A 22,055-nucleotide genomic window follows, 5' to 3' on the forward strand; every position below is an offset into this window, starting at 1 on the left:
ATGGTGGTCGATGAGCGATTAGCCCCGTGTGCAAGGGCTCGCCAGGCACATCGGAATCCATGCATGATCGACTATGCTTGAGCAGCGAAGGGAAACGGAAGTGGTTCAACACCCCATGGACATTAAATTCACCAACCGACTGTCTTACAAACAGGCGCGGCTTACCGTGCTGGTCGGTTTCATTCTGGGCATGCTGCTCAGCCTGCTGCAAATAGGCATCGATTATGCCAGTGAAGACGCTTCCATCAACCGCGAAATACAGTCTTTACTGGAAATCAGCCACAACCCCGCGTCCCGCATCGCCTATAACATCGATGCCGAACTGGCTCAGGAACTGACACTGGGCCTGCTGCGCTCACCCGCGATCATCGGCGCGAAACTGACGGACAACAACGGCAACGTGCTGGCCAACGTCAAACGCCCGGGCTTGCAAAGCGGCTATCGGGTGCTCAGCGACTTCCTGTTTGGTGCCGATCGCCAGTTTGAAGACCGCTTGTATCTGGATCACTTGCCGAACGAATCCCTTGGCACGCTGCAACTGGACGTCGACACTTACTCCTTCGGCTACCGTTTCCTGCGTCGGGCCGAGGTGACCCTGCTTAACGGCTTCGCCCGCAGTCTGATCCTGTCGGGCATCCTGCTGGCGCTGTTCTACGTGATGCTGACCAAACCATTGGTGCGCCTGATCCACGAACTCAGTGGCCGCGATTCGCGCAGTATGGAGCCGACGTCACTGGAATGTCCGGCGGGGCACGCCGACGATGAAATCGGCGTACTGGTGAAAGTGGCCAACCAGCAGTTTGAAAATGTCGCCACCGAAATCCAGCAGCGGCGCAACGCCGAAAACCGCCTGACCGACTATCTCGGCCAATTGGAAAACATCGTCTCGGCCCGCACAGCGGAACTCAAGGCGATCAATGCGCGGCTGAGCCAGTCCAACCAGGAACTGGAAACCGCTCGCAGCACAGCCCTGGACATGGCTGAAGCACGCTCGGCGTTCCTGGCCAACATGAGTCATGAAATTCGCACGCCCCTCAATGGCCTGCTGGGGATGATCGCGCTGTCCCTCGATGGCCCGCTGAATCCCGAGCAACAGCAACAACTGTCCATCGCCCATGACTCGGGCAAGGTTCTGGTGGAGTTGCTCAACGATATCCTTGATCTGTCGAAGTTCGATGCCGGTCAGCTGGAACTCGAACACATCCCGTTCGACCTCGCCTCGCTGATCGAAGACACCGCCAACCTGCTGTCGCAGAACGCCGCGCCGAGTGTCGAACTGACCTGCCTGATCGAACCGCAGTTTCCGGCGCTGGTACTCGGCGATCCGACCCGGGTCAGGCAAATCGTCAGCAACCTGCTGTCCAACGCGCTCAAATTCACCCGGTTCGGTCGGGTCGATGTGCGTCTGTCTACCTTTGACGACGGCGTCAGAATCGAGGTCTGCGATACGGGCATCGGTATCCCGCAGGACGCACAGGTCAAGATTTTCCAGCCGTTCACTCAAGCCGGTGCCGGCATCACCCGGCAATTTGGCGGCACCGGGCTCGGGCTGGCCCTGACCTACAATCTCTGCGAAGCCATGCAGGGCCGCCTCACCATCAGTTCGGAAGCGGGTTTCGGCAGCCAGTTCTGCGCAGAATTGCCACTCCCCCGTCACACCCGGGCACTCGCCATCCCGGCGCTGCAAGGCAGAGTGGTTGCAATCACTGCGGCCAGCAGCGGTTTGGCGGAATTGCTCGGCAGCTTGTTGCCAGGATGGGGGCTTGAATATCATCAGTGCGCCATCGATGACCCATTGACCGGATTGGCGCCCGATGTGCTGATTACCGATTGCCCCGAATGCCTGTTCAACCTGCGTCCCACTTTCACCGCGCCAATTTTGCTGGTGACCGCTTACGGCAGTTTCATGCCCAGCGATCAGGTCAGCGCCCTCGCCCCCCTGCAACAACAGGCACGCCCCTTGGCACGCAACGCACTGCACCAGACCTTACGACGAATCCTTCAACCGGATACCAGCATCATCAATGCCCCCCATATCAACACCCACTCACCGCAACGACGCGGACGGGTGCTGCTGGTTGAAGACAACCCGGTCAACCAACTGGTGGCCAAAGGCATGCTCGGGAAACTCGGCTGCGATGTCACCGTCGCTGCCCACGGTGCCGAGGCGCTGGATCAGCTGGAGTACAAGGAATTCGATCTGGTGCTGATGGACTGCAACATGCCGGTGATGGATGGCTATGAAGCCAGCCGGCAAATCCGCCGCAGCGGACGCTGGCCACAACTTCCCATCGTCGCCCTGACCGCCAATGCCATGTCCGAGGAACGCGAACGATGTCGTGCTGCCGGTATGAGCGACTACCTGGCCAAACCCTTCAGCCGGGAAGAACTGGCTGCCCTGCTCGACGTGTGGATCCCCCTTACGACAGAGTCTTGATTTGCCCCAACAGATGATCGAGACCATCGCGCAGCTGATTCAATCCACCCAGATCCACACCGCTGTCGCAAAGCAGGCGAGCCTTCAGTGGCCCGACCCGATCGCGCAACGCCAGACCGGTTGGCGACAGGCTCAGGTGCACCTCACGCTCATCCCGCGCCGAGCGCTGACGCTGCACAAGTTGCAACTGTTCCAGGCGCTTGAGCAGTGGAGTCAGCGTGCCCGAATCCAGGGCCAGGCGTTCGCCCAGCGCCTTGACCGTCGGCTGTTCGGGTGCTTTTTCCTGCCATTCCCACAACACCAGCATGACCAGGTATTGCGGATAAGTCAGACCCAACTGATCGAGCATCGGCTTGTAAGCACGAATCACTGCACGGGAAGCGGCGTATAGCTTGAAGCAGAGCTGGCTGTCGAGATTCAGCGAATCGACTGACAGGCTGTTCATTTGAGCAAGGCTTCAATCTCGCGGCTCAGGTCCTGCGGCTTGGTCGCCGGGGCGAAACGCTTGACCAACTGGCCGTCCTTGCCGATCAGGAATTTGGTGAAATTCCACTTGATGCCCTGGGACCCGAGCACGCCCGGCGCGCGCTTTTTCAACTGGACGAACAGTGGGTGAGCACCGGCACCGTTGACGTCGATTTTCTTGAACAGCGGAAAACTCACGCCGTAGTTGAGCTCGCAGAACTCGCTGATCGCTCCTTCGCTGCCCGGCTCCTGCTTGCCGAATTGATTGCAGGGAAAGCCCAGCACGACCAGGCCTTGATCCTTGTAGGTCTGCCACAGCTCTTCAAGGCCTTTGTACTGAGGCGTGAAACCGCACTTGCTCGCGGTATTGACCACCAGCACGGCTTTACCGGCGAAATCCGCCAAGGTCTTTTGCTCGCCCTTGATGGTGGTGCAAGGGATGCTCAGCAGGTTATCGCTCATGTTCGAGGTACCGATTGAAGGGAAGTGAACATAAAATAGCGAGCAATTGAATTGCGTGCAATTTAATTAATCAATCGACGCTGCTCGTTCGGTAGAACCCGAACCTGCAGGCACTGGCTTGTCAGCGCCTGCAGGGCATCCCCACGCCCCGGTTCAGTCTCGAGGGACGAGGTCCAGGCACACCGAGTTGATGCAATAACGCAGGCCGGTCGGTGGCGGGCCATCTGGAAATACGTGTCCCAGGTGCGCATCGCATCTGGCGCAGACCACTTCAGTGCGGATCATGCCGTGGCTGACATCACGAATCTCGATCATGGCGCTGTCGGCGATCGGTGCGTAGAAGCTTGGCCAACCGCAGCCGGAATCGAATTTGGTCCTGGAGTCGAACAGCGGTTCGTTGCAGCAGATGCAGTGGTAGACACCGTCGGTCCTGGTATCGTTGTACTTACCGGAGAACGGGCGCTCGGTGCCCTTGAGCCGGCATACGTTGTACTGCTCCGGATCGAGCATGGCTTTCCACTCTTCCAGGGTTTTTTCCAACTTTTCCATCGTCACACCTCAGCAGCTGAAAAAGCCCGATCTGTATCTTTTCCACGGATCGGGCGGCACGTATGATTGCGCCTCGTCAAACGCCAGTCTGGCAGCCAGACCACGCGCATTCAAACGGATTTATGGGTGCTGCCTCTCAAGGCTTCAGACCTGTGATTACGCAGGATTCCCAGTACGGTTGGTCATTCGCCGCCTGGATCGTTCATTTTCGGGAACACATCGCCATGCAGGTCAGCAAATCGAACAAGCTCGCCAACGTCTGCTACGACATTCGCGGCCCAGTGCTCAAGCACGCCAAACGCCTGGAAGAGGAAGGCCATCGCATCCTCAAGCTGAACATCGGCAACCCGGCGCCCTTTGGTTTCGAAGCGCCGGACGAAATTCTCCAGGACGTCATCCGCAACCTGCCCACCGCCCAGGGTTACAGCGATTCCAAAGGCCTGTTCAGCGCACGCAAGGCCGTCATGCAGTACTACCAACAGAAGCAGGTGGAAGGTGTCGGCATTGAAGACATCTATCTGGGCAACGGCGTTTCCGAACTGATCGTGATGTCGATGCAGGCCCTGCTCAACAATGGTGACGAAGTGCTGGTCCCGGCGCCGGACTACCCGCTGTGGACCGCCGCGGTCAGCCTGTCGGGCGGAAGCCCGGTGCACTATCTGTGCGACGAGCAGGCCAACTGGTGGCCGGACCTGGCCGATATCAAGGCCAAGATCACCCCGAATACCAAAGCGCTAGTGATCATCAACCCGAATAACCCCACCGGTGCGGTGTACTCGAAAGAAGTGCTGCTGGGCATGCTGGAACTGGCCCGCCAGCATAATCTGGTGGTGTTCTCCGACGAGATCTACGACAAGATCCTTTACGACGACGCGGTGCACATCTGCACGGCGTCCCTGGCGCCAGACCTGCTGTGCCTGACCTTCAACGGTCTGTCCAAGTCCTATCGGGTGGCCGGTTTCCGTTCCGGCTGGATCGCCATATCCGGCCCCAAACACCATGCCCAGAGCTACATCGAAGGCATCGATATGCTGGCCAACATGCGCCTGTGCGCCAACGTGCCGAGCCAGCATGCGATCCAGACCGCACTGGGGGGATATCAGAGCATCAACGATCTGGTGTTGCCGCCAGGACGCCTGCTGGAGCAGCGCAACCGCACCTGGGAACTGCTCAACGACATTCCGGGCGTGAGCTGCGTCAAGCCGATGGGCGCGTTGTATGCGTTCCCGCGCATCGATCCGAAAGTCTGCCCGATTCACAACGACGAGAAATTCGTCCTCGACCTGCTGCTCTCCGAGAAGCTGCTGGTGGTGCAAGGCACGGCCTTCAACTGGCCATGGCCTGACCATTTCCGCGTTGTCACCCTGCCGCGCGTGGATGATCTGGACATGGCCATCGGGCGCATTGGCAACTTCCTGAAGTCCTATCGCCAATAAGCGGATTTTCACCGTGCGACGCCCTGGCGGGTCGCACGGTGATTCATTCAGCAACATATGTTTGCATCCTGCGGCTCACCGACGTATCAACCCCACACCTGTACCCACTTGCCGGCCCACGACTAGCGGCGACGGGGTTCGGGGCGTCCAATGGCCTACAAACTCTTCCTGCCGAAACCTCGGAAATGCCCTTCAAGCAGCTAAGCTGTTGCCGTAAGACACAGTTTGAAATAGTCACTTGGTTGAATACCCCGGTGCAGCACCTTATATACCCCGCAGTACGCTACATCTTTAGCAAAAGGAGATTTCTACAACCATGATGCGCATCCTGCTGTTTTTGGCCACTAACCTGGCGGTCGTGCTGATTGCCAGCATCACCCTGAGCCTTTTCGGCTTCAACGGGTTCATGGCGGCCAACGGGGTTGATCTCAACCTCAATCAGCTGCTGATTTTCTGTGCGGTCTTTGGTTTCGCCGGTTCCCTGTTCTCGCTGTTCATCTCCAAGTGGATGGCGAAGATGAGCACCAGCACCCAGATCATTACCCAGCCACGCACTCGTCACGAACAATGGCTACTGCAAACCGTCGAGCAATTGTCCCGCGAAGCCGGGATCAAGATGCCCGAAGTCGGGATTTTCCCAGCCTACGAAGCGAACGCCTTCGCCACCGGCTGGAACAAGAACGACGCACTGGTCGCGGTCAGCCAGGGTTTGCTCGAACGATTCTCGCCCGATGAAGTGAAAGCCGTACTGGCCCACGAAATCGGCCACGTGGCCAATGGCGACATGGTCACGCTGGCACTGATCCAGGGCGTGGTGAACACCTTCGTAATGTTCTTCGCACGGATTATCGGTAACTTCGTCGACAAGGTGATCTTCAAGAACGAAGAAGGTCAGGGCATCGCCTACTACGTGGCGACCATCTTCGCCGAACTGGTGCTGGGTATCCTCGCCAGCGCCATCGTCATGTGGTTCTCGCGCAAACGCGAGTTCCGCGCCGACGAAGCCGGTGCACAACTTGCCGGTACGGCTGCGATGATCGGCGCCCTGCAACGCTTGCGTGCGGAACAGGGGCTGCCCGTGCACATGCCGGACACCCTGAACGCTTTCGGCATCAACGGTGGCATCAAACAGGGCTTCGCCCGCATGTTCATGAGCCACCCGCCGCTGGAAGAGCGTATCGATGCGCTGGCTCGTCGCCGGGGCTAAGAGACTCCGTGGCAAACAAGAAGGCCCGCAGTGATGCGGGCCTTTTTTTGGGTCTTCACGGATTACCGGGTGGACACCCGATACACCCGCTCCTCAAGCCGGGTAACCCCCGCCTCCAGAAATTTCCCGCTCTCGCTCAGCACATCCTGATCCTCCAGGATTTTTAGCGACCATGCCTGGCCAAACAATCGCTGCACTTCGTCATCCAGCACGGCAAACGGTGGGCCGTCCATTTGAGCCTGGTCATAATCGAGGGTGATCAAAAGCCCATGGCAATCCTTGGGCAGGATCCGCTTCAAATGCGTGGCATATTGCTCGCGCATTGACGGTGGTAGCGCAATCAATGCGGCCCGGTCATAAAGCGCAGAGCAATCAGCCACATCGCCGGCTGTCAGCTCGAAGAAGTCACCGCACCAAAGCTCGATGGAGCCTGCCCGATAAACCTTGAACGGCCCCTGCTCGCTCACCGCAGGGTCAAAGTGATGCTCGCTGAAAAAGTCCTCGATGGCTTTTTCCGACAGTTCGACGCCCAGAACCTCGTGCCCCTGATGAGCGAGCCACAACACATCCAGACTCTTCCCACACAAGGGCACCAGAACGCGACTGCCCTCTTCCAGGCCCAACGCTGGCCAGAACCGTTGAAGATAAGGATTCACTTGCGGCAAGTGAAAGCCGATCTGATTCGACGCCCACTTCTTGTGCCAAAACTCCGGCTGCATAAGTAACCCCAAAAATTCGATCAAAACACCCTAAAACTTATATTAGATTTAGATCAATGATCTGACTGAAGATGGTGCCATCTTAACTCTCCGGAGCTCGTTCATGTTCCCCAGCCTGTACATATCCCATGGTTCCCCGATGCTCGCCCTGGAACCCGGTGCCAGCGGGCCTGCCCTGGCTCGCCTGGCGGCCGAGTTGCCAAAACCCAAAGCCATCGTGATTGTTTCCGCGCACTGGGAAAGCAATGAACTGTTGGTCAGCGGTCATCCACGACCTGATACCTGGCATGATTTCGGCGGTTTCCCTAAAGCCTTGTTTGAAGTCGAGTACCCGGCACCCGGCGATCCACAGCTGGCAGCCGAGGTCGTCGAACTGTTGAAGGCCAGCAACCTTCCCGCCCGCATCGATTCCAACCGACCTTTCGATCATGGTGTTTGGGTTCCGTTGTCACTGATGTATCCGCAGGCGGACATCCCGATTGTTCAGGTTTCACTACCAACCCGTGGCGGTCCTGCCCTGCAGGCCCACGTCGGACAGGCGCTGAGCAGCCTGCGCCAGCACGGCGTACTGCTGATCGGCTCCGGCAGCATCACCCATAACCTGCGAGAACTGGATTGGCATGCCGGCCCTGAGAGCGTGGAGCCTTGGGCACAGGCGTTCCGGGACTGGATGGTCGAAAAGCTTGCGGCCAACGACGAGGCAGCCCTGAACGATTATCGCCAACGGGCACCCAATGCCGTGCGCAATCATCCCAGCGATGAACACCTGCTGCCGCTGTACTTTGCGCGCGCGGCCGGGGGGGATTTCAGCATCGCCCACCAAGGATTCACTATGGGTGCACTGGGCATGGACATCTATCGTTTCGGCTGACCGGTACACCAAGTCGCCCTGCCATCCGGACAAAAAAAATCCCCGAACCAGTCGGGGATTTTTTATGTGCGATCAATCAGCCCGAAAGCGGATCAATCTTCGCGGTAGCGACGCAGCTTCAACTGCTTACCGGCAACGCGAGTGTCCTTCAGCTTGGTCAGCAGACGCTCCAGACCATCTTCCGGCAGCTCAACGAGGCTGAAGCTGTCACGAACCTGGATGCGACCGATGGCTTCACGAGCCAGGCCACCTTCATTGAGGATGGCGCCCAGCAGGTTCTTGGCCGCGATGCCATCACGCGCGCCCAGCGCGGTACGGCAACGAGCACGACCTTCGGCCAGAGGCATTGGTGCGCGACGCTCGCGGTCACCACGCTCAGGACGATCACCGGAACGCTCTGGACGATCGCCACGCGGTGCGTTGTTCGGCACCAGTGGACGCTCCTTCTCGATAGCGGCCAGGTTCAGCGCTTGACCGTTGGTAGCCTTGCGCAGCAGGGCTGCGGCCAAGGCACGCGGGCTGCAACCGATATCGGCAGTCAGGCGATCCAGCAGTTCACCATGGGTCGATTCAGCTTCAGCCACCAGCGGCGACAGGCTGTTGGTCAGTTTCTTGATGCGCGCATCCAGAACGGCTTGAGCGTCCGGCAGGCGAACTTCGGCAACTTTCTGACCGGTTACACGCTCGATGACCTGCAGCATGCGGCGCTCACGTGGAGTCACCAGCAACAGCGCACGACCTTCGCGACCGGCACGGCCGGTACGGCCGATACGGTGAACGTAGGACTCTGGATCGTACGGCATGTCAACGTTGAACACGTGAGTGATGCGCGGAACGTCCAGGCCACGAGCAGCAACGTCGGTCGCCACAACGATGTCCAGACGGCCATCCTTGAGGGAGTCGATCACGCGCTCGCGCTGGTTCTGGGCAATGTCACCGTTCAGCGCAGCGGCTTTGTAGCCTTTGGCTTCCAGGGCACTGGCCAGGTCCAGGGTCGCTTGTTTGGTACGCACGAACATGATCAGCGCATCGAAATCTTCCACTTCCAGCAAGCTGAGAACGGCAGAAGTCTTCTGGTCAGCGTGAACCAACAGGTGAGCCTGTTCGATCGCGGTAACGGTCTGGGTCTTGGTCTGGATCTTCACGTGTTGCGGATCGCGCAGGTGGCGTTCGGCAATGGCACGGATCGATTGCGGCAAGGTGGCCGAGAACAATACGGTCTGACGGGTTGCAGGCAGAGCCTTGAAGATAACTTCCAGGTCGTCCATGAAGCCCAGCTTGAGCATTTCGTCGGCTTCGTCGAGAACCAGATGGTTCACGGTCGCCAGTACTTTTTCGTCACGACGCAGGTGGTCGCACAGACGGCCCGGAGTGGCGACAACGATCTGTGCGCCATTACGGATTGCTTTCAGCTGTGGGCCCATCGGCGCACCGCCGTAGACAGCCACAACAGTCACGCCCGGCATTTGCTTGGCGTAGGTTTCGAAAGCGGTTGCAACTTGTAGCGCCAACTCACGAGTTGGGGCCAGGATCAGGGCTTGCGGCTCGCGCTTTGCAGGATCGATGCGATGCAGGATCGGCAGGGCGAACGCGGCGGTTTTACCCGTACCGGTTTGCGCCTGACCAATCATGTCGTGACCGGCCATGATGATCGGGATCGATTGCTGCTGAATAGCCGATGGCTCTTCGTAGCCAGTCGCGGTGACGGCTGCAAGAATATTCGGATTAAGATTAAAAGCGGCGAAGCCGCCGGTTTCCTGGGTCATGGGTCTGCCTCTAAGTGCATCCGCAAAGACCCATGCTCCAAAGCTGCGCGTGCCGTGTTGAGACTCAAGAGTCGCCCTGGCAGCTTTGTCGGCGGGGATTTGCGAAAACGAATGAATGAAAAGAATCGTCAAGGAAGAGTCCGCGATGCGGACGTGCAGCCGAAGCTGACTTCGGGGAATTGCTCTACCTAAACGCGGCCCGGCTAAAGGCCGGCGCGCACTATACCGGAATTTGCTGAAAAAGGGAGCTTTTTTTATCGCAAAACTCCTGTGCACGGCGTTCTGTCACAGGCTTTGCGGATAATCAGGCGAGCGTCTATTTTTCAAAGGCCCGGCCATGCGGGCGCTGAAGCTAAAACGGTTCATCTTGAACAGGCAGACCGTCGGTCTGACTCCCCTTCCCGCCCGAGGAAATGCACCATGAAAGAGCTCAACACCAGCCGCGTGAGCCGTGAAAAGCGTGGTCATGTCCTGATGATCGGCCTGGATCGGGTCGCCAAACGCAACGCCTTCGATCTCGACTTGCTCAACGAATTGAGCCTGGCGTACGGCGAGTTCGAGGCTGACACCGAAGCGCGGGTGGCGGTGGTCTTCGGTCATGGCGAGCATTTCACCGCCGGACTGGACCTGGTCAATGCCAGCGCCACGTTGACCGAAGGCTGGCAGGCACCGCCCGGCGGCTGTGATCCGTGGGGTGTGTTCGCCGGTCCGAGGGTCAACAAACCGGTGATTGTCGCCGCTCAGGGCTACTGCCTGACGATTGGCATCGAGTTGATGCTGGCCGCCGATATCAACCTGTGCGCCAGCAACACCCGTTTTGCGCAAATGGAAGTGCAACGCGGCATTTTCCCCTTTGGAGGCGCCACCCTGCGCCTGCATCAAGTCGCCGGCTGGGGGAACGCGATGCGCTGGATGCTGACCGGGGATGAGTTCGATGCCCATGATGCCTTGCATCTGGGGCTGGTGCAGGAAGTCATGGCCAGCGAGGATTTGCTGCCACGGGCAATCGAGCTGGCCGAGCGAATTGCCCGGCAGGCGCCACTCGGGGTTCAGGCGACATTGATGTCGGCCCGGCAGGCGCGTTATGAAGGGGAAACGGTGGCCGCGCAAGGATTGCCGGCGCTGGTGAAGAAGCTGATGAGCAGCGAGGATGCCCGGGAGGGTGTTTTGTCGTTGGTGGAGCGGCGCCCCGGAGTCTTCAAAGGCATGTGAAATGTGTGTTGGCCTCCATGGCCTCATCGCGAGCAAGCTCGCGATGAGGTCCGCCCAGGCAACAATCAGCTCGCTGGACGAATTGCCTTGATCAACGGCTGCAACGAATACCCCAACCGCGGCGCCAGCCCTTCGGCCCGCGCGATCAGGCCGTCCATGTCCAGTTGCTGATCCAGCTCCGAGGGCACGATCAGGATCACATTGCCCTCCTTCACCGGCAATTCCCAGTAATGCCGATGGTAGAGCCCGCGCAGCAACGCGGCACCCAATGGTTTGCCATCATCGGTAGCCCATTGATTGATCACCAGCCAGCCGCCCGGATTCAGGCGTTTCTGGCAGTTTTCCAGGAAAGTCCAGGCCAGGTGTCCGACTCCGGGACCGACATCGGTATACAAGTCGACAAAAATCAGGTCCGCCGGCTCCGCAGTGTCGAGCAACTCCAGCGCATCACCCACGCGGATGTACAGACGCGGATCGTCATCGAGCCCGAGGTATTCGATGGCCAGGCGCGGCACATCAGGGCGCAACTCGATGGCTTCGACGTCCTCCAGCGGCAGGAACTTGAGGCACGCCTGGGTCAGCGTCCCGGCACCGAGGCCCAGAAACAATGCACTTTCCGGCTGCTCGTGGCACAGCGCACCGATCAGCATGGCCCGGGTGTAGTCATATTCGAGCCAGCTCGGATCGGCCGTGAAGACGCAGCTTTGTTCGATGGCATCACCGAATTCGAGAAAGCGGTAATCGGCCACTTCCAGCACGCGAATCACGCCAAATTCGTCCTGCACCTCGGCGAGCAGATGCTCGACGCGCTCCTCAGTCATTTCGTCTCCTGATCGTCACCGGGCCCGGCAACGCAATAACACCGCCAACAGGGTGGGGCAAAGGCGCGATTGTCCGCGAAGCGACGGGAACAGGTCACGCACTAATTGCTGATAACATGGCTGTCCGAGCGTAAAACATTAGAGACTGCGATGAGCCAACCCTGGAGCCCTGACAGCTGGCGCGCCCTGCCGATCCAGCAACAACCCCTATACCCCGACGCGGCGCATTTGCTGCAAGTCGAGCAAACCCTGTCCAGCTATCCGCCGCTGGTGTTTGCCGGTGAAGCCCGGGAGTTGCGCCGTCAGTTTGCCGAAGTGACCCAGGGCCGGGCGTTTCTGTTGCAGGGCGGCGACTGCGCCGAAAGCTTCGCCGAGTTCTCCGCCGCGAAAATCCGCGACACCTTCAAGGTGCTGCTGCAAATGGCGATTGTCATGACCTTTGCCGCCGGCTGCCCGGTGGTCAAGGTCGGGCGCATGGCCGGGCAATTCGCCAAGCCGCGCTCGGCCAACGACGAAACCATCGACGGCGTGACCCTGCCCGCCTACCGTGGCGACATCGTCAACGGCATCGGCTTCGATGAAAAAAGCCGCGTACCGGACCCGGAGCGCCTGCTGCAGTCCTACCACCAGTCCACCGCCACCCTGAACCTGCTGCGCGCCTTTGCCCAGGGCGGCTTTGCCGATCTGCATCAGGTACACAAGTGGAACCTGGACTTCATCGCCAACTCGGCCCTGGCGGAAAAATACAGCCACCTGGCCGACCGCATCGATGAAACCCTGGCCTTCATGCGCGCCTGCGGCATGGACAGTTCGCCGCAACTGCGCGAGACCAGTTTTTTCACCGCCCACGAAGCGCTACTGCTGAACTACGAAGAAGCCTTCGTTCGTCGCGACAGCCTGACCAACGACTACTACGACTGCTCGGCGCACATGCTGTGGATCGGCGACCGCACCCGTCAGCTCGACGGTGCCCATGTCGAGTTCCTGCGAGGGGTGAACAACCCGATCGGGGTCAAGGTCGGTCCGAGCATGAACCCTGAAGACCTGATTCGCCTGATCGATGTGCTCAACCCGGACAACGATCCAGGCCGCCTGAACCTGATTGCGCGCATGGGCGCGAACAAGGTCGGCGATCACTTGCCGCAGCTCATCCGCGCCGTACAGCGTGAAGGCAAGCAAGTGCTGTGGAGTTGCGACCCGATGCACGGCAACACCATCAAGGCCAGCAGCGGCTACAAGACCCGTGACTTCGCGCAGATTCTTGGCGAAGTGAAGCAGTTCTTCCAGGTGCACGAAGCCGAGGGCAGCTACGCCGGCGGCATCCACATCGAGATGACCGGGCAGAACGTCACCGAATGCATCGGCGGTGCGCGGCCGATTACCGAAGACGGCTTGTCGGATCGTTACCACACCCATTGCGACCCGCGGATGAATGCCGATCAGTCGCTGGAGTTGGCGTTTTTGATAGCAGAGACTTTGAAGCAGGTTCGGCGCTAACTCGCATCGCCCCCATCGCTGGCAAGCCAGCTCCCACAGGATTTACGTCGTTGGGCAATAATGTGCACGACGCAACCTCTGTGGGAGCTGGCTTGCCAGCGATGCCCTCAGATCAAACCCCGCAAATGCTGGCCAAGGCCACCCGCAACCTGTCCGCACTCGCCCGCGGACAATTCAACTGAACCTGCACCAGCCCCAACCATTGCGCCATCTGTCGCAGATTGGCCGCCAACGCCAGCATCCCTTCGTCATCCAGACCCGGTTCTTCCTCATGCACCGCGTGCACCGCCAGTCGACCGACCGTCCGTTCGGCGCGCAGATCAACCCGCGCGGCAATCCGTTCGTTGTGCAGGAACGGCAGGACGTAATAGCCGTAAATCCGCTTGTCCTGCGGCGTATAGATCTCCAGCCGATAGCGAAAGTCGAACAGGCGTTCGGTACGACTGCGTTCCCAGATCAGTGAATCGAAAGGTGAAAGCAAGGCACTGGCCTCGACCTTGCGCGGTACCTTGGGCTCAGGCAGGCAATAGGCCAGTTGGCGCCAGCCCTGGACTTCGCAGGTGAGCAACTCACCGGCCTCGGCCAACTCCGCCAGACGTGGACGGCTATCAGCGGGATTCAGGCGAAAGTAGTCGCGCAGATCCTTTTCCGTGCCGACGCCCAATGCTGTCATGGCATGCAACAGCAATCCGCGCTGGGCTTGCGCCTCATCAACCCGTGGCTGCGAAAGAATCGCCGAGGGAATCACCCGCTCCGGCAAATCATAAAGCCGTTCGAACCCACGCCGGCCGGCCACGGTCACTTCACCGGTGGCGAACAACCATTCCAATGCATGCTTTTCCGCACTCCAGTCCCACCACGGCCCCGCTCGCTCCTGGCGGGTCGACAGACTCCCGGCCCCCAGCGCGCCCTGCGCCTCGACAGAGGCCAGAACCCGACGGATGACGTCCTGCTGCTCACGACCAAAACGCGCCAGTTGTTGATAAATGTCTTCGCCACGACTCGCTCGCTGCATGCGCCAGCGCAGCAACGGGTACATCGACAGGGGCAGTAAAGAGGCCTCGTGGCCCCAGTATTCGAACAATGTTCGACGCCGGCCCTGACTCCAGGCAGCCTGGTCGAGCACGTCGCAAGTGTAGTTTCCAAGGCGGGAAAACAGCGGAAGGTAGTGCGAACGCACCAAGGCATTGACTGAGTCGATCTGCAGAACGCCCAGTCGCTCGATCAGGCGGTTGAGCTGAAGCGGCTTGATCGTCGCTGGCGGCTGACGCCCGTTGAACCCTTGGGCAGCCAGCGCCAGACGCCGAGCCTGTTTGAGGGTAAAGGACAACGTTGCGGGCATGAGCATCTCCTTGTCTGCTCGCAACCTACCTCACCGGTAAGTGGTTTGTGTAGCGTGGCACTCATCATTTATGCATCGGGTCTTTCCAGAATGGCTGGACCGACTCGAATTCGACATCCGCACGACTCATGCCGATATCTTTCAGCGCTTCATCGCTCAGACTCGCCAGCAGTTCGCGCTCCTTGTGCAGCTCGTACCAGCGACTGAATTTGTGCAGCAGATCGGATACCAGGTGGATCGAGTGTTTTTCTACCGCTGGGTATTCATGTTGACCTTTCATCTTGTTGCCCTCCGTTTTGGATAGCTCCAGTCTCGCGCCAGGACTAAGATCAATCCAACGAATGTTTCTGATGTCACATATCTCGGAGATTGATGAATGTCCGCCTACCCGAGCATCGACACCGAAGTGCTGCGCACCTTCGTCGCCATCGCCGACCAGGGCGGTTTTACCCGCGCCGGAGAGTTGGTCAACCGCACCCAGTCGGCCGTGAGCATGCAGATGAAGCGGCTGGAAGAAGATGTATTGCAGCGCCAGCTGTTCCAGCGCGACGGCCGGCAGGTTCGGCTGACGGCGGAAGGCCAGGTATTGCTCGGTTATGCCCGGCGCATCCTCAAGCTGCACAGCGAAGTCTTCAACACCTTGCGCGAACCGCACATGGTCGGCACGGTACGGATCGGTACTCCGGACGATTACGTGATGCGTTTTCTGCCGGGGATACTGCGCCGGTTTGCCCAGTCCTATCCGCTGATCCAGATCGAAGTGCACTGCGAGTCATCCAAACAATTGCTGATGCGCCAGGACCTCGACCTGTCCATCGTGACTCGCGAACCGGGCAGCGAGATCGGTCAGCTACTGCGCAAGGAACGCTTGGTCTGGGCCGAGGCGCAATGCTACAGCGCCCACGAGCAGACGCCGCTGCCACTGGCGATGTTCAACAGTGATTGCTTCTGCCGCCTGTGGGCCTGTAACGCCCTCGATGTCATGGGCCGCGATTATCGCGTGGCGTACAACAGCGACAGCCTGTCGGCGATCATGGCAGTGGTCAGCGCCGGTCTGGCCGTGACCGCGCAACTGGAAAGCCTGATCACCGCAGACATGCGCATCCTCGGTGAGGCCGAAGACCTGCCGAGCCTGCCCGAGGCCAGCATCATGCTGGTGCGCAACCTGCACAACCCGTCCCCGATAACCGAATGCCTGGCCGACCACATCGTCGAAGGCTTCAAACCTTAAAGGCGAGCATCACCGCGCAGCACACCAGGAAGCCGCAGAACAATCCGCGCAGCAACCGCTCGGGCATGGCATGGGCGATCCTCACACCCCAACTGATGCTCATCAGGCCACCGAGCGCCAGTGGCACGCCAATCATCCAGTGCACCTGATGGTGTACGGCATAGGTGACCAGCGTGACGCCGGTGCTTGGCAATGCCAGCGCCAGCGACAAGCCCTGCGCCACCACTTGCGTGGTACCGAACAGACTGGTCAGTACCGGCGTAGCCACGACTGCCCCGCCTACACCAAACAACCCGCCCATGGTTCCGGACGCCGCGCCGAGCACACCCAGCCACGGCCACGAATAATTCATCTGCGCCGAGGCCGGTGCGCTGGCGGTGAACATGCGCACCAGGTTGTAGGCCGACAGAGCGACCAGAAACGCGACAAAGCCAATCCGCATGATCTGCGCATCGATGCCCACGGCCCAAATCGAACCGATCCAGGCGAAACAGAACCCCATCGAAGCCAACGGCAACGCGTGGCGCAACTCGATGCGGTTGCGTTGGTGATAACGCCACAGTGCCAGCATCACATTCGGCACGACCATCACCAACGCCGTCCCTTGGGCAATCTGCTGATCGAGACCGCACAACACGCCCAGCAAGGGAATGGCAATCAAGCCTCCGCCGATGCCGAAAATCCCGCCAAGGGTTCCCAGGGCTGCGCCGAAGACCAGATACATCAGAAACTCAATCACAGCCGTTTTTCCCTTTGGGTGAGGCGATTCATCCTACGCAGTTGGTTCTGGCTCGGAAACGCACAGCAACGCACAATGGCTATGCCAATTTCGCACAAGCATTGACCACACATGAATCCGAATCAATTGACTGATCAACTGGGCCTGTTTCTGGACGTGCTGGAAACCGGGAGCTTTTCTGCGGCGTCCCGCCGTCATCCGCTGACGCCTTCGGCGGTGGCCCGGCGCATCGATAGCCTGGAAAGCGCCGTCGGCAGTCAGTTATTCATACGCAGCACCCACGCGGTGCGCGCCACGCCGGCGGGGCTGGCCTTTGCAGAACGCGCACGGCGGATCGTCGCTGAGTTACGCCTGGCCAGGGCGGAAGCCGTATCCCTCAGCAGCGCGCCGGAAGGTTTGATTCGGGTCGATGCGCCGGCCGCGTTCGGTCGCCGGCATCTGGCCCCGGTGATCGCCGATTTCTTGATGCTTTATCCCGGCCTCGATGTGCAATTGCACCTGATTGACAGTTTTGTCGACATGCAAGGTTTGAACCTGGGCAAGGTCGATCTGGTGCTACGTGCCGGGCAGATGGCCGACACCCGGCTGGTGGCCACGCCGCTGGCGAGCATGATGCGCATCGCCTGCGCCAGTCCCGACTATTTGCAGCGCCGGGGCGTACCCACCGATCCGGCTCAGTTGATTGATCATGACGGCCTCGATTGGGATGGCCTGGCTCCCCCCTTCGCCTGGCGATTCGAGCGAGACGGTCAAATGCAATTGCACCGCCCTTCCCGGGTGCGCATGAGCGCCAACAATGCCGAGGCGCTGGTCTGCGGTGCATTGGCCGGATTGGGTATTGCGCATTTGCCGACCTGGCTGGCCAGTGAATACCTGCTGCGCGGCGAACTGTTGCCCTTGTTCTGTGAGAGCGGCCTGCCGAAACCCGAGAGCTCCGGGATCTATGCCTTGCGCCTGGAACAGCAACCCAATTCCCGCAGCCGCTTGCTGCTGGAATACCTGAAGAGCCGTTTCAGCCCGATACCGCCGTGGGACCTGGTACTGCAAACCCACTTGGGCCGCCACTAGTCGAGAATTGTCTGGCGCATTAAAGATTCGCCCGCTAGATTCTGAAGATCACTGATCAAGGCTTTGACATGACCACCGAGCGCGACACCCCGGACACCTGCGACGACCTGCTGCTGGACAATCAGGCCTGCTTCGCCCTGCACTCCACTTCACTGATGATGACCAAGGTCTACAAACCTTTGCTCCAGGCGTTGGGCCTGACCTATCCGCAGTACCTGGCGATGTTGGTGCTGTGGGAACAGGACGGTTTGACCGTAGGCGAAATCAGCGCACGCTTGCTGACCGATCCTGGCTCGCTCACGCCGCTGCTCAAACGCCTGGAGACCGAAGGTCTGCTCAGTCGCACCCGCAGCCGTGAAGATGAGCGCGTGGTGATCGTCGAACTCACCGCCAAGGGCCGCGCCTTGCGCGACCAGGCCCGTGACATCCCCCAATGCATCCTCGGCGCGAGCGGCATGACGCTGGAGCGACTGCAGACACTGCAAGCGGAGCTGCAAGCGCTGCGTCATCACCTGCAGGAAAGCCTGATTTGAATCCGCATCACCCGTTTGTGGAAACCTGAATCCTGTGGGGGCCGGGCTTGCCCGCGATTGCGGTATGTCAGCGCCATTGATGTCGACTGACAGGACGCTATCGCGGGCACGCCCCGCTCCCACAAGAATCGCCTGCGTATTTGAAATCCCGGCCACATAAATTTTTTTTGCGACCCGCCTTTCCCCCTCCAGCGCCTCTATATCAAGCCTTCCAGCCAATTCGGTCGCATCGACGCGATCCCTGGATAGACTTTTCTTAAAAATTTATATTGCGCGCTAAATATTTGCGCGATACATTCATCTCGCACTTACTTAGCGCGCAAACATTTAGCGCAAAAAAAACACAACCTGAACGAGGCTTTCACCATGCAAACTCTCTACACCGCAATCGCAACTTCCACTGGTGGCCGTGATGGTCGTGCGGTTTCCAGTGACAACATCCTCGACGTCAAACTCGCCACCCCGAAAGAACTCGGCGGTGCGGGCGGCGCAGCAACTAACCCTGAGCAATTGTTCGCAGCCGGCTACTCCGCCTGCTTCATCGGCGCTCTGAAATTCGTCGCCAGCCAGACCAAACGCAGCATCCCGAACGACGCATCGATCACCGCCCACGTCGGTATCGGTCAGATCCCTGGCGGCTTCGGTCTGGACATCGACTTGCATATCAGCCTGCCGGGCCTTGAACAGGCCGACGCGCAATCCCTGGTCGACGCGGCCCACCAGGTCTGCCCGTACTCCAACGCCACCCGCGGCAACGTTGATGTGCGTCTGCACGTCACCGTCTAACCGCTGATTGCCCAGGCCCGAACAGGAAATGAACATGAACACTTTCAGCAAAGTCTTGACCGGTACCCTCCTCGCCCTGTCCATCCAGAGCGCATTTGCCGGCGACGTTGAACACAACACCCAGGCATTCCTCGATGTGCTCAATGCCGGCACCGGCAAACCGATGGAGCAAATGACACCTGCCCAAGCGCGCGCCGTATTGGTAGGAGCGCAGGCCGGGGTGAAGCTGTCGCTGCCAAAAGCCGATGTCAGCCAGAAGACGATTCAGGTCGACGGCCAGCCGCTGAACCTGACCATTGTCCGGCCGGCCGGGGTCAAGGGTGAGCTGCCGGTGTTCATGTTCTTCCACGGTGGTGGCTGGGTACTGGGCGACTTCCCGACCCACGAACGACTGGTGCGTGACCTGGTTGTCGGTTCGGGTGCAGCGGCGGTTTTCGTCAACTACACACCGTCGCCGGAAGCGCACTACCCGGTGGCGATCAACCAGGCCTACGCCGCAACCCAGTGGGTGGCCGAGCACGGCAAAGAGATCCATGTCGACGGCAAACGCCTGGCCGTGGCCGGCAATAGCGTCGGTGGCAACATGGCGGCCGTGGTTGCACTGATGGCCAAAGACAAGGGCACACCGGCGATCAGGTTCCAGGTGTTGCTGTGGCCGGTGACCGACGCCAACTTCGAGACGGGTTCGTACAACCAGTTCGCCGAGGGGCACTTCCTCAGCAAAAACATGATGAAGTGGTTCTGGGACAACTACACCACCGACGCCAATCAACGTAACGAGATCTACGCCTCGCCGCTGCGGGCCACCACTGCGCAACTCAAGGGCCTGCCACCGGCGCTGGTGCAAACGGCGGGTGCCGACGTCCTGCGCGATGAAGGTGAAGCCTACGCCCGCAAACTTGATGAAGCCGGCGTGCCGGTGACCTCGGTTCGTTACAACGGCATGATCCACGACTACGGCTTGCTTAACGTGGTCAGTCAGGTGCCAGCGGTGCGTTCGGCGATGTTGCAGGCTTCGCAAGAACTCAAAGAGCACCTGAAATAAAAAATTGAGCCTCAAACCGCAAACACAAAAAAGCCCGACTCAATGGTCGGGCTTTTTCATTCCTGAAGCTGTGCTTATTTGGCACGGCCTTTGTAGGAACCGCCTTCGCGGGTATCGATCTCGATCATGTCGCCGATTTCGATGAAGTCAGCAACCGACAGTTCGGTACCGTTCTTCAGTTTGGCAGGCTTCATCACCTTGCCGGAAGTGTCACCGCGAGCGGAACCTTCGGTGTAGTCAACCTGACGCACGATGGTGGTCGGCAGCTCTACGGAAACCAGACGGCCTTCGAAGAACACGGCTTCGCAAACGTCGGTCATGCCTTCTTCAATGAACGGCAGTACGCTTTCGATGTCTTCAGCGTTCAGCTCGTACATGGTGTAGTCGGTGGTGTCCATGAACGTGTAGGAGTCGCCGCTGATGAAGGACAGGGTCGCTTCTTTGCGGTCGAGGATCACGTCGTCCAGCTTGTCGTCGGCGCTGTAAACGGTTTCGGTCTTGTAACCGGTCAGCAGGTTTTTCAGCTTGGTCTTCATGATCGCGCTGTTACGACCCGACTTGGTGAATTCAGCTTTCTGAACCAGCCAAGGATCGTTGTCGATACGGATCACGGTACCGGGTTTGAGTTCTTTACCAGTTTTCATTGCGAATATCCGAATTTGGATGGGATTTACAAAAATCTAGGCCGCGTATCATATCCAATTTACATAAAACTGTACCAGCGCCGTGGCAAGATCAGCCTGCAAGGCTTGTTCCAGACACCACGCCTGGGCGTGCTTTTCCAGCTCTGGCCAGTGTTTGCGGGTCGATTGCCAGTGGTCGGCCATTATTTCACCGGCATTCCACGCCCGCCAGAGACCGCTGATCGCCTCGCCAGCCGGCCCGGAAAGGCCCTTCACATAGAGCGCGAGGAAGGCTTCCAGCTTGTCCAGGTGGACATCTTCGTCCTGCTGATAGATGTGCCAGAGCATTGGTCGACCCGCCCACTGCGCGCGGACAAACGAGTCCTCACCGCGCACGGCATTGAAATCGCAGCTCCACAGCAACAAGTCGTATTGGTCCTGTCGGACGAACGGCAGCACTTGCACGGTCAAGGCGTCGCGCACATGCACGGCACCCGCCGCCAGCCCTTGCACACCGAGCCAACGCTCGACATCGCCAAGAATCCGCCCTTCCGGCACCAACAGATGCGTGGGCGTCACGTCGCCAGCCATCGCGTCGAGCCAACTGGCCAGGCCGGTATTTTCGTAGGCGAACAGCGAGATCAGTTGCGCGCCGGGTGCGCGATCGATCCCCAGCCCTTGAAGGAAAAGTCGCTGCGCTGCCGGACTCTGTTGAAATTGCTCACGCCGTTCAAGAAGATCGCTTTCACGCAGCAAGCCACCGGTGCCCTTGTGGAACCCGGGGAAGAAAAAGAACTTCTGCACCTGCTTGTACTTCACCGACGGCAAGCCATGACAGCCGACGATCCAGTCCTCGGCGCTCAAATAATCGAGGTTCATCCACAGCGGCGTTTTTTCCCGTTCGACCATCGCCTCCATGTAAGCACCCGGCAACTGGCAGGCGAACGCGGCGATCACCACATCGGCGGCTTCAGTGGGCTGCCAGTCGGCCACCCACTGCCGCACCTCAACACCTTGCTGCCATTGCTGCAACGCGTGGATGTCGATGTCCGGGCAGAGGCGCTCGAAGGCGCGCAGATCATCGACCCACAACCGCACCGCCTGCGAATGCTCGGCAACCAGTTGCCGGGCCAGACGCCAGGTCACGCCGATGTCGCCGAAGTTGTCGACGACGGTACAAAAAATATCCCAGCGGGTTTTCATTTCAGGCATTCCAGGCTCCCGTTGGCAAAAGCCCCGATTGTCC

At 59.5% G+C, this 22,055-nt stretch carries 22 protein-coding genes; 11 read left to right on the top strand and 11 right to left on the bottom strand.

The features are described from left to right. Positions 1-115: 115 nt before the first annotated feature. Positions 116-2,437, top strand: coding sequence for a hybrid sensor histidine kinase/response regulator (locus AC1Q6D_RS14715; protein ID WP_178083143.1), 2,322 nt, complete (start codon positions 116-118; stop codon positions 2,435-2,437). On the opposite strand, the gene AC1Q6D_RS14720 is transcribed toward AC1Q6D_RS14715, so the two are convergent. From AC1Q6D_RS14720 to msrB, 3 genes are all read right to left on the bottom strand, one after another. Then, positions 2,421-2,882: a MarR family winged helix-turn-helix transcriptional regulator gene (locus AC1Q6D_RS14720; protein ID WP_103405333.1), complete on the bottom strand. Its 462-nt coding sequence runs from the start codon at positions 2,880-2,882 to the stop codon at positions 2,421-2,423. The genes AC1Q6D_RS14715 and AC1Q6D_RS14720 overlap by 17 nt on opposite strands. Next, positions 2,879-3,364: a glutathione peroxidase gene (locus AC1Q6D_RS14725; RefSeq protein ID WP_103405332.1), complete on the bottom strand. Its 486-nt coding sequence runs from the start codon at positions 3,362-3,364 to the stop codon at positions 2,879-2,881. The genes AC1Q6D_RS14720 and AC1Q6D_RS14725 overlap by 4 nt, the downstream gene beginning before the upstream one ends. 153 nt (positions 3,365-3,517) lie before the next feature. After that, entirely contained in the window at positions 3,518-3,913 is a 396-nt protein-coding gene (gene msrB, locus AC1Q6D_RS14730) for a peptide-methionine (R)-S-oxide reductase MsrB (RefSeq protein ID WP_047527201.1), read from the bottom strand. A 224-nt stretch (positions 3,914-4,137) separates the two neighbouring features. On the opposite strand from msrB, the gene AC1Q6D_RS14735 reads away from it, so the two are divergent. Together AC1Q6D_RS14735 and htpX are read left to right on the top strand one after the other, a co-directional pair. Beyond that, the gene (locus tag AC1Q6D_RS14735) at positions 4,138-5,349 is read left to right on the top strand and encodes a pyridoxal phosphate-dependent aminotransferase (protein WP_047538412.1); all 1,212 of its coding nucleotides are present in this window, start codon (positions 4,138-4,140) and stop codon (positions 5,347-5,349) included. Between the two features lie 316 nt (positions 5,350-5,665). Further along, positions 5,666-6,556 carry a protease HtpX gene (gene htpX, locus AC1Q6D_RS14740; protein ID WP_047527200.1) on the top strand — a complete coding sequence of 297 codons (891 nt, stop codon included), beginning with the start codon at positions 5,666-5,668 and terminating at the stop codon, positions 6,554-6,556. Between the two features lie 62 nt (positions 6,557-6,618). On the opposite strand, the gene AC1Q6D_RS14745 is transcribed toward htpX, so the two are convergent. Continuing rightward, positions 6,619-7,275, bottom strand: coding sequence for a thiopurine S-methyltransferase (locus AC1Q6D_RS14745; RefSeq protein ID WP_090468085.1), 657 nt, complete (start codon positions 7,273-7,275; stop codon positions 6,619-6,621). Between the two features lie 103 nt (positions 7,276-7,378). Here AC1Q6D_RS14745 and AC1Q6D_RS14750 point away from each other — a divergent pair, with 103 nt between their 5' ends. Continuing rightward, on the top strand, positions 7,379-8,146 hold the full coding sequence (locus AC1Q6D_RS14750; protein ID WP_103405331.1) for a DODA-type extradiol aromatic ring-opening family dioxygenase: 768 nt from the start codon (positions 7,379-7,381) through the stop codon (positions 8,144-8,146). 92 nt (positions 8,147-8,238) lie between these two features. Here AC1Q6D_RS14750 and AC1Q6D_RS14755 read toward each other — a convergent pair whose 3' ends face one another. Beyond that, positions 8,239-9,912: a DEAD/DEAH box helicase gene (locus AC1Q6D_RS14755; protein ID WP_047527197.1), complete on the bottom strand. Its 1,674-nt coding sequence runs from the start codon at positions 9,910-9,912 to the stop codon at positions 8,239-8,241. A 420-nt stretch (positions 9,913-10,332) separates the two neighbouring features. On the opposite strand from AC1Q6D_RS14755, the gene AC1Q6D_RS14760 reads away from it, so the two are divergent. Then, positions 10,333-11,124 carry a crotonase/enoyl-CoA hydratase family protein gene (locus AC1Q6D_RS14760; protein WP_047527195.1) on the top strand — a complete coding sequence of 264 codons (792 nt, stop codon included), beginning with the start codon at positions 10,333-10,335 and terminating at the stop codon, positions 11,122-11,124. Between the two features lie 65 nt (positions 11,125-11,189). Here the strand turns inward: AC1Q6D_RS14760 and AC1Q6D_RS14765 are convergent, their stop codons facing one another. After that, complete coding sequence (locus AC1Q6D_RS14765; protein WP_047527193.1) at positions 11,190-11,945, bottom strand: spermidine synthase; 756 nt, start codon at positions 11,943-11,945, stop codon at positions 11,190-11,192. A 150-nt stretch (positions 11,946-12,095) separates the two neighbouring features. Here AC1Q6D_RS14765 and AC1Q6D_RS14770 point away from each other — a divergent pair, with 150 nt between their 5' ends. Continuing rightward, positions 12,096-13,442 (top strand): class II 3-deoxy-7-phosphoheptulonate synthase, encoded by a 1,347-nt coding sequence (locus tag AC1Q6D_RS14770; RefSeq protein WP_103405330.1) that lies wholly within the window; start codon positions 12,096-12,098, stop codon positions 13,440-13,442. Positions 13,443-13,554: 112 nt separating this feature from the next. Here the strand turns inward: AC1Q6D_RS14770 and AC1Q6D_RS14775 are convergent, their stop codons facing one another. Together AC1Q6D_RS14775 and AC1Q6D_RS14780 are read right to left on the bottom strand one after the other, a co-directional pair. After that, positions 13,555-14,784: a winged helix-turn-helix domain-containing protein gene (locus AC1Q6D_RS14775; RefSeq protein WP_103405329.1), complete on the bottom strand. Its 1,230-nt coding sequence runs from the start codon at positions 14,782-14,784 to the stop codon at positions 13,555-13,557. A 64-nt stretch (positions 14,785-14,848) separates the two neighbouring features. Then, a complete protein-coding gene (locus AC1Q6D_RS14780) occupies positions 14,849-15,064 on the bottom strand; it encodes a DUF1127 domain-containing protein (RefSeq protein WP_103405328.1) in 216 nt (71 codons plus the stop codon). A gap of 96 nt (positions 15,065-15,160) precedes the next feature. On the opposite strand from AC1Q6D_RS14780, the gene AC1Q6D_RS14785 reads away from it, so the two are divergent. Further along, positions 15,161-16,015 (top strand): LysR substrate-binding domain-containing protein, encoded by an 855-nt coding sequence (locus tag AC1Q6D_RS14785; protein ID WP_103405327.1) that lies wholly within the window; start codon positions 15,161-15,163, stop codon positions 16,013-16,015. On the opposite strand, the gene AC1Q6D_RS14790 is transcribed toward AC1Q6D_RS14785, so the two are convergent. Continuing rightward, positions 16,005-16,754 (bottom strand): sulfite exporter TauE/SafE family protein, encoded by a 750-nt coding sequence (locus AC1Q6D_RS14790; protein ID WP_103405326.1) that lies wholly within the window; start codon positions 16,752-16,754, stop codon positions 16,005-16,007. The two genes, AC1Q6D_RS14785 and AC1Q6D_RS14790, sit on opposite strands and share 11 nt — an antisense overlap. Positions 16,755-16,865: 111 nt before the next feature. On the opposite strand from AC1Q6D_RS14790, the gene AC1Q6D_RS14795 reads away from it, so the two are divergent. The 4 genes from AC1Q6D_RS14795 (at position 16,866) to AC1Q6D_RS14810 (ending at position 20,186) form a co-directional block, all read left to right on the top strand. Beyond that, positions 16,866-17,822 (top strand): LysR family transcriptional regulator, encoded by a 957-nt coding sequence (locus AC1Q6D_RS14795; protein ID WP_047527182.1) that lies wholly within the window; start codon positions 16,866-16,868, stop codon positions 17,820-17,822. Between the two features lie 68 nt (positions 17,823-17,890). Continuing rightward, the gene (locus tag AC1Q6D_RS14800) at positions 17,891-18,355 is read left to right on the top strand and encodes a MarR family winged helix-turn-helix transcriptional regulator (RefSeq protein ID WP_103405325.1); all 465 of its coding nucleotides are present in this window, start codon (positions 17,891-17,893) and stop codon (positions 18,353-18,355) included. A gap of 366 nt (positions 18,356-18,721) precedes the next feature. Next, positions 18,722-19,141 carry an organic hydroperoxide resistance protein gene (locus AC1Q6D_RS14805; RefSeq protein ID WP_047527178.1) on the top strand — a complete coding sequence of 140 codons (420 nt, stop codon included), beginning with the start codon at positions 18,722-18,724 and terminating at the stop codon, positions 19,139-19,141. Between the two features lie 34 nt (positions 19,142-19,175). Further along, positions 19,176-20,186 carry an alpha/beta hydrolase gene (locus AC1Q6D_RS14810; protein ID WP_103405324.1) on the top strand — a complete coding sequence of 337 codons (1,011 nt, stop codon included), beginning with the start codon at positions 19,176-19,178 and terminating at the stop codon, positions 20,184-20,186. 74 nt (positions 20,187-20,260) lie between these two features. Here AC1Q6D_RS14810 and efp read toward each other — a convergent pair whose 3' ends face one another. After that, positions 20,261-20,830 (bottom strand): elongation factor P, encoded by a 570-nt coding sequence (gene efp, locus AC1Q6D_RS14815; protein ID WP_008057003.1) that lies wholly within the window; start codon positions 20,828-20,830, stop codon positions 20,261-20,263. A 48-nt stretch (positions 20,831-20,878) separates the two neighbouring features. Further along, positions 20,879-22,021, bottom strand: coding sequence for an elongation factor P maturation arginine rhamnosyltransferase EarP (gene earP / locus AC1Q6D_RS14820; RefSeq protein WP_103405323.1), 1,143 nt, complete (start codon positions 22,019-22,021; stop codon positions 20,879-20,881). Positions 22,022-22,055 lie beyond the last annotated feature (34 nt).

The organism is Pseudomonas sp. MT92 (assembly GCF_058792515.1).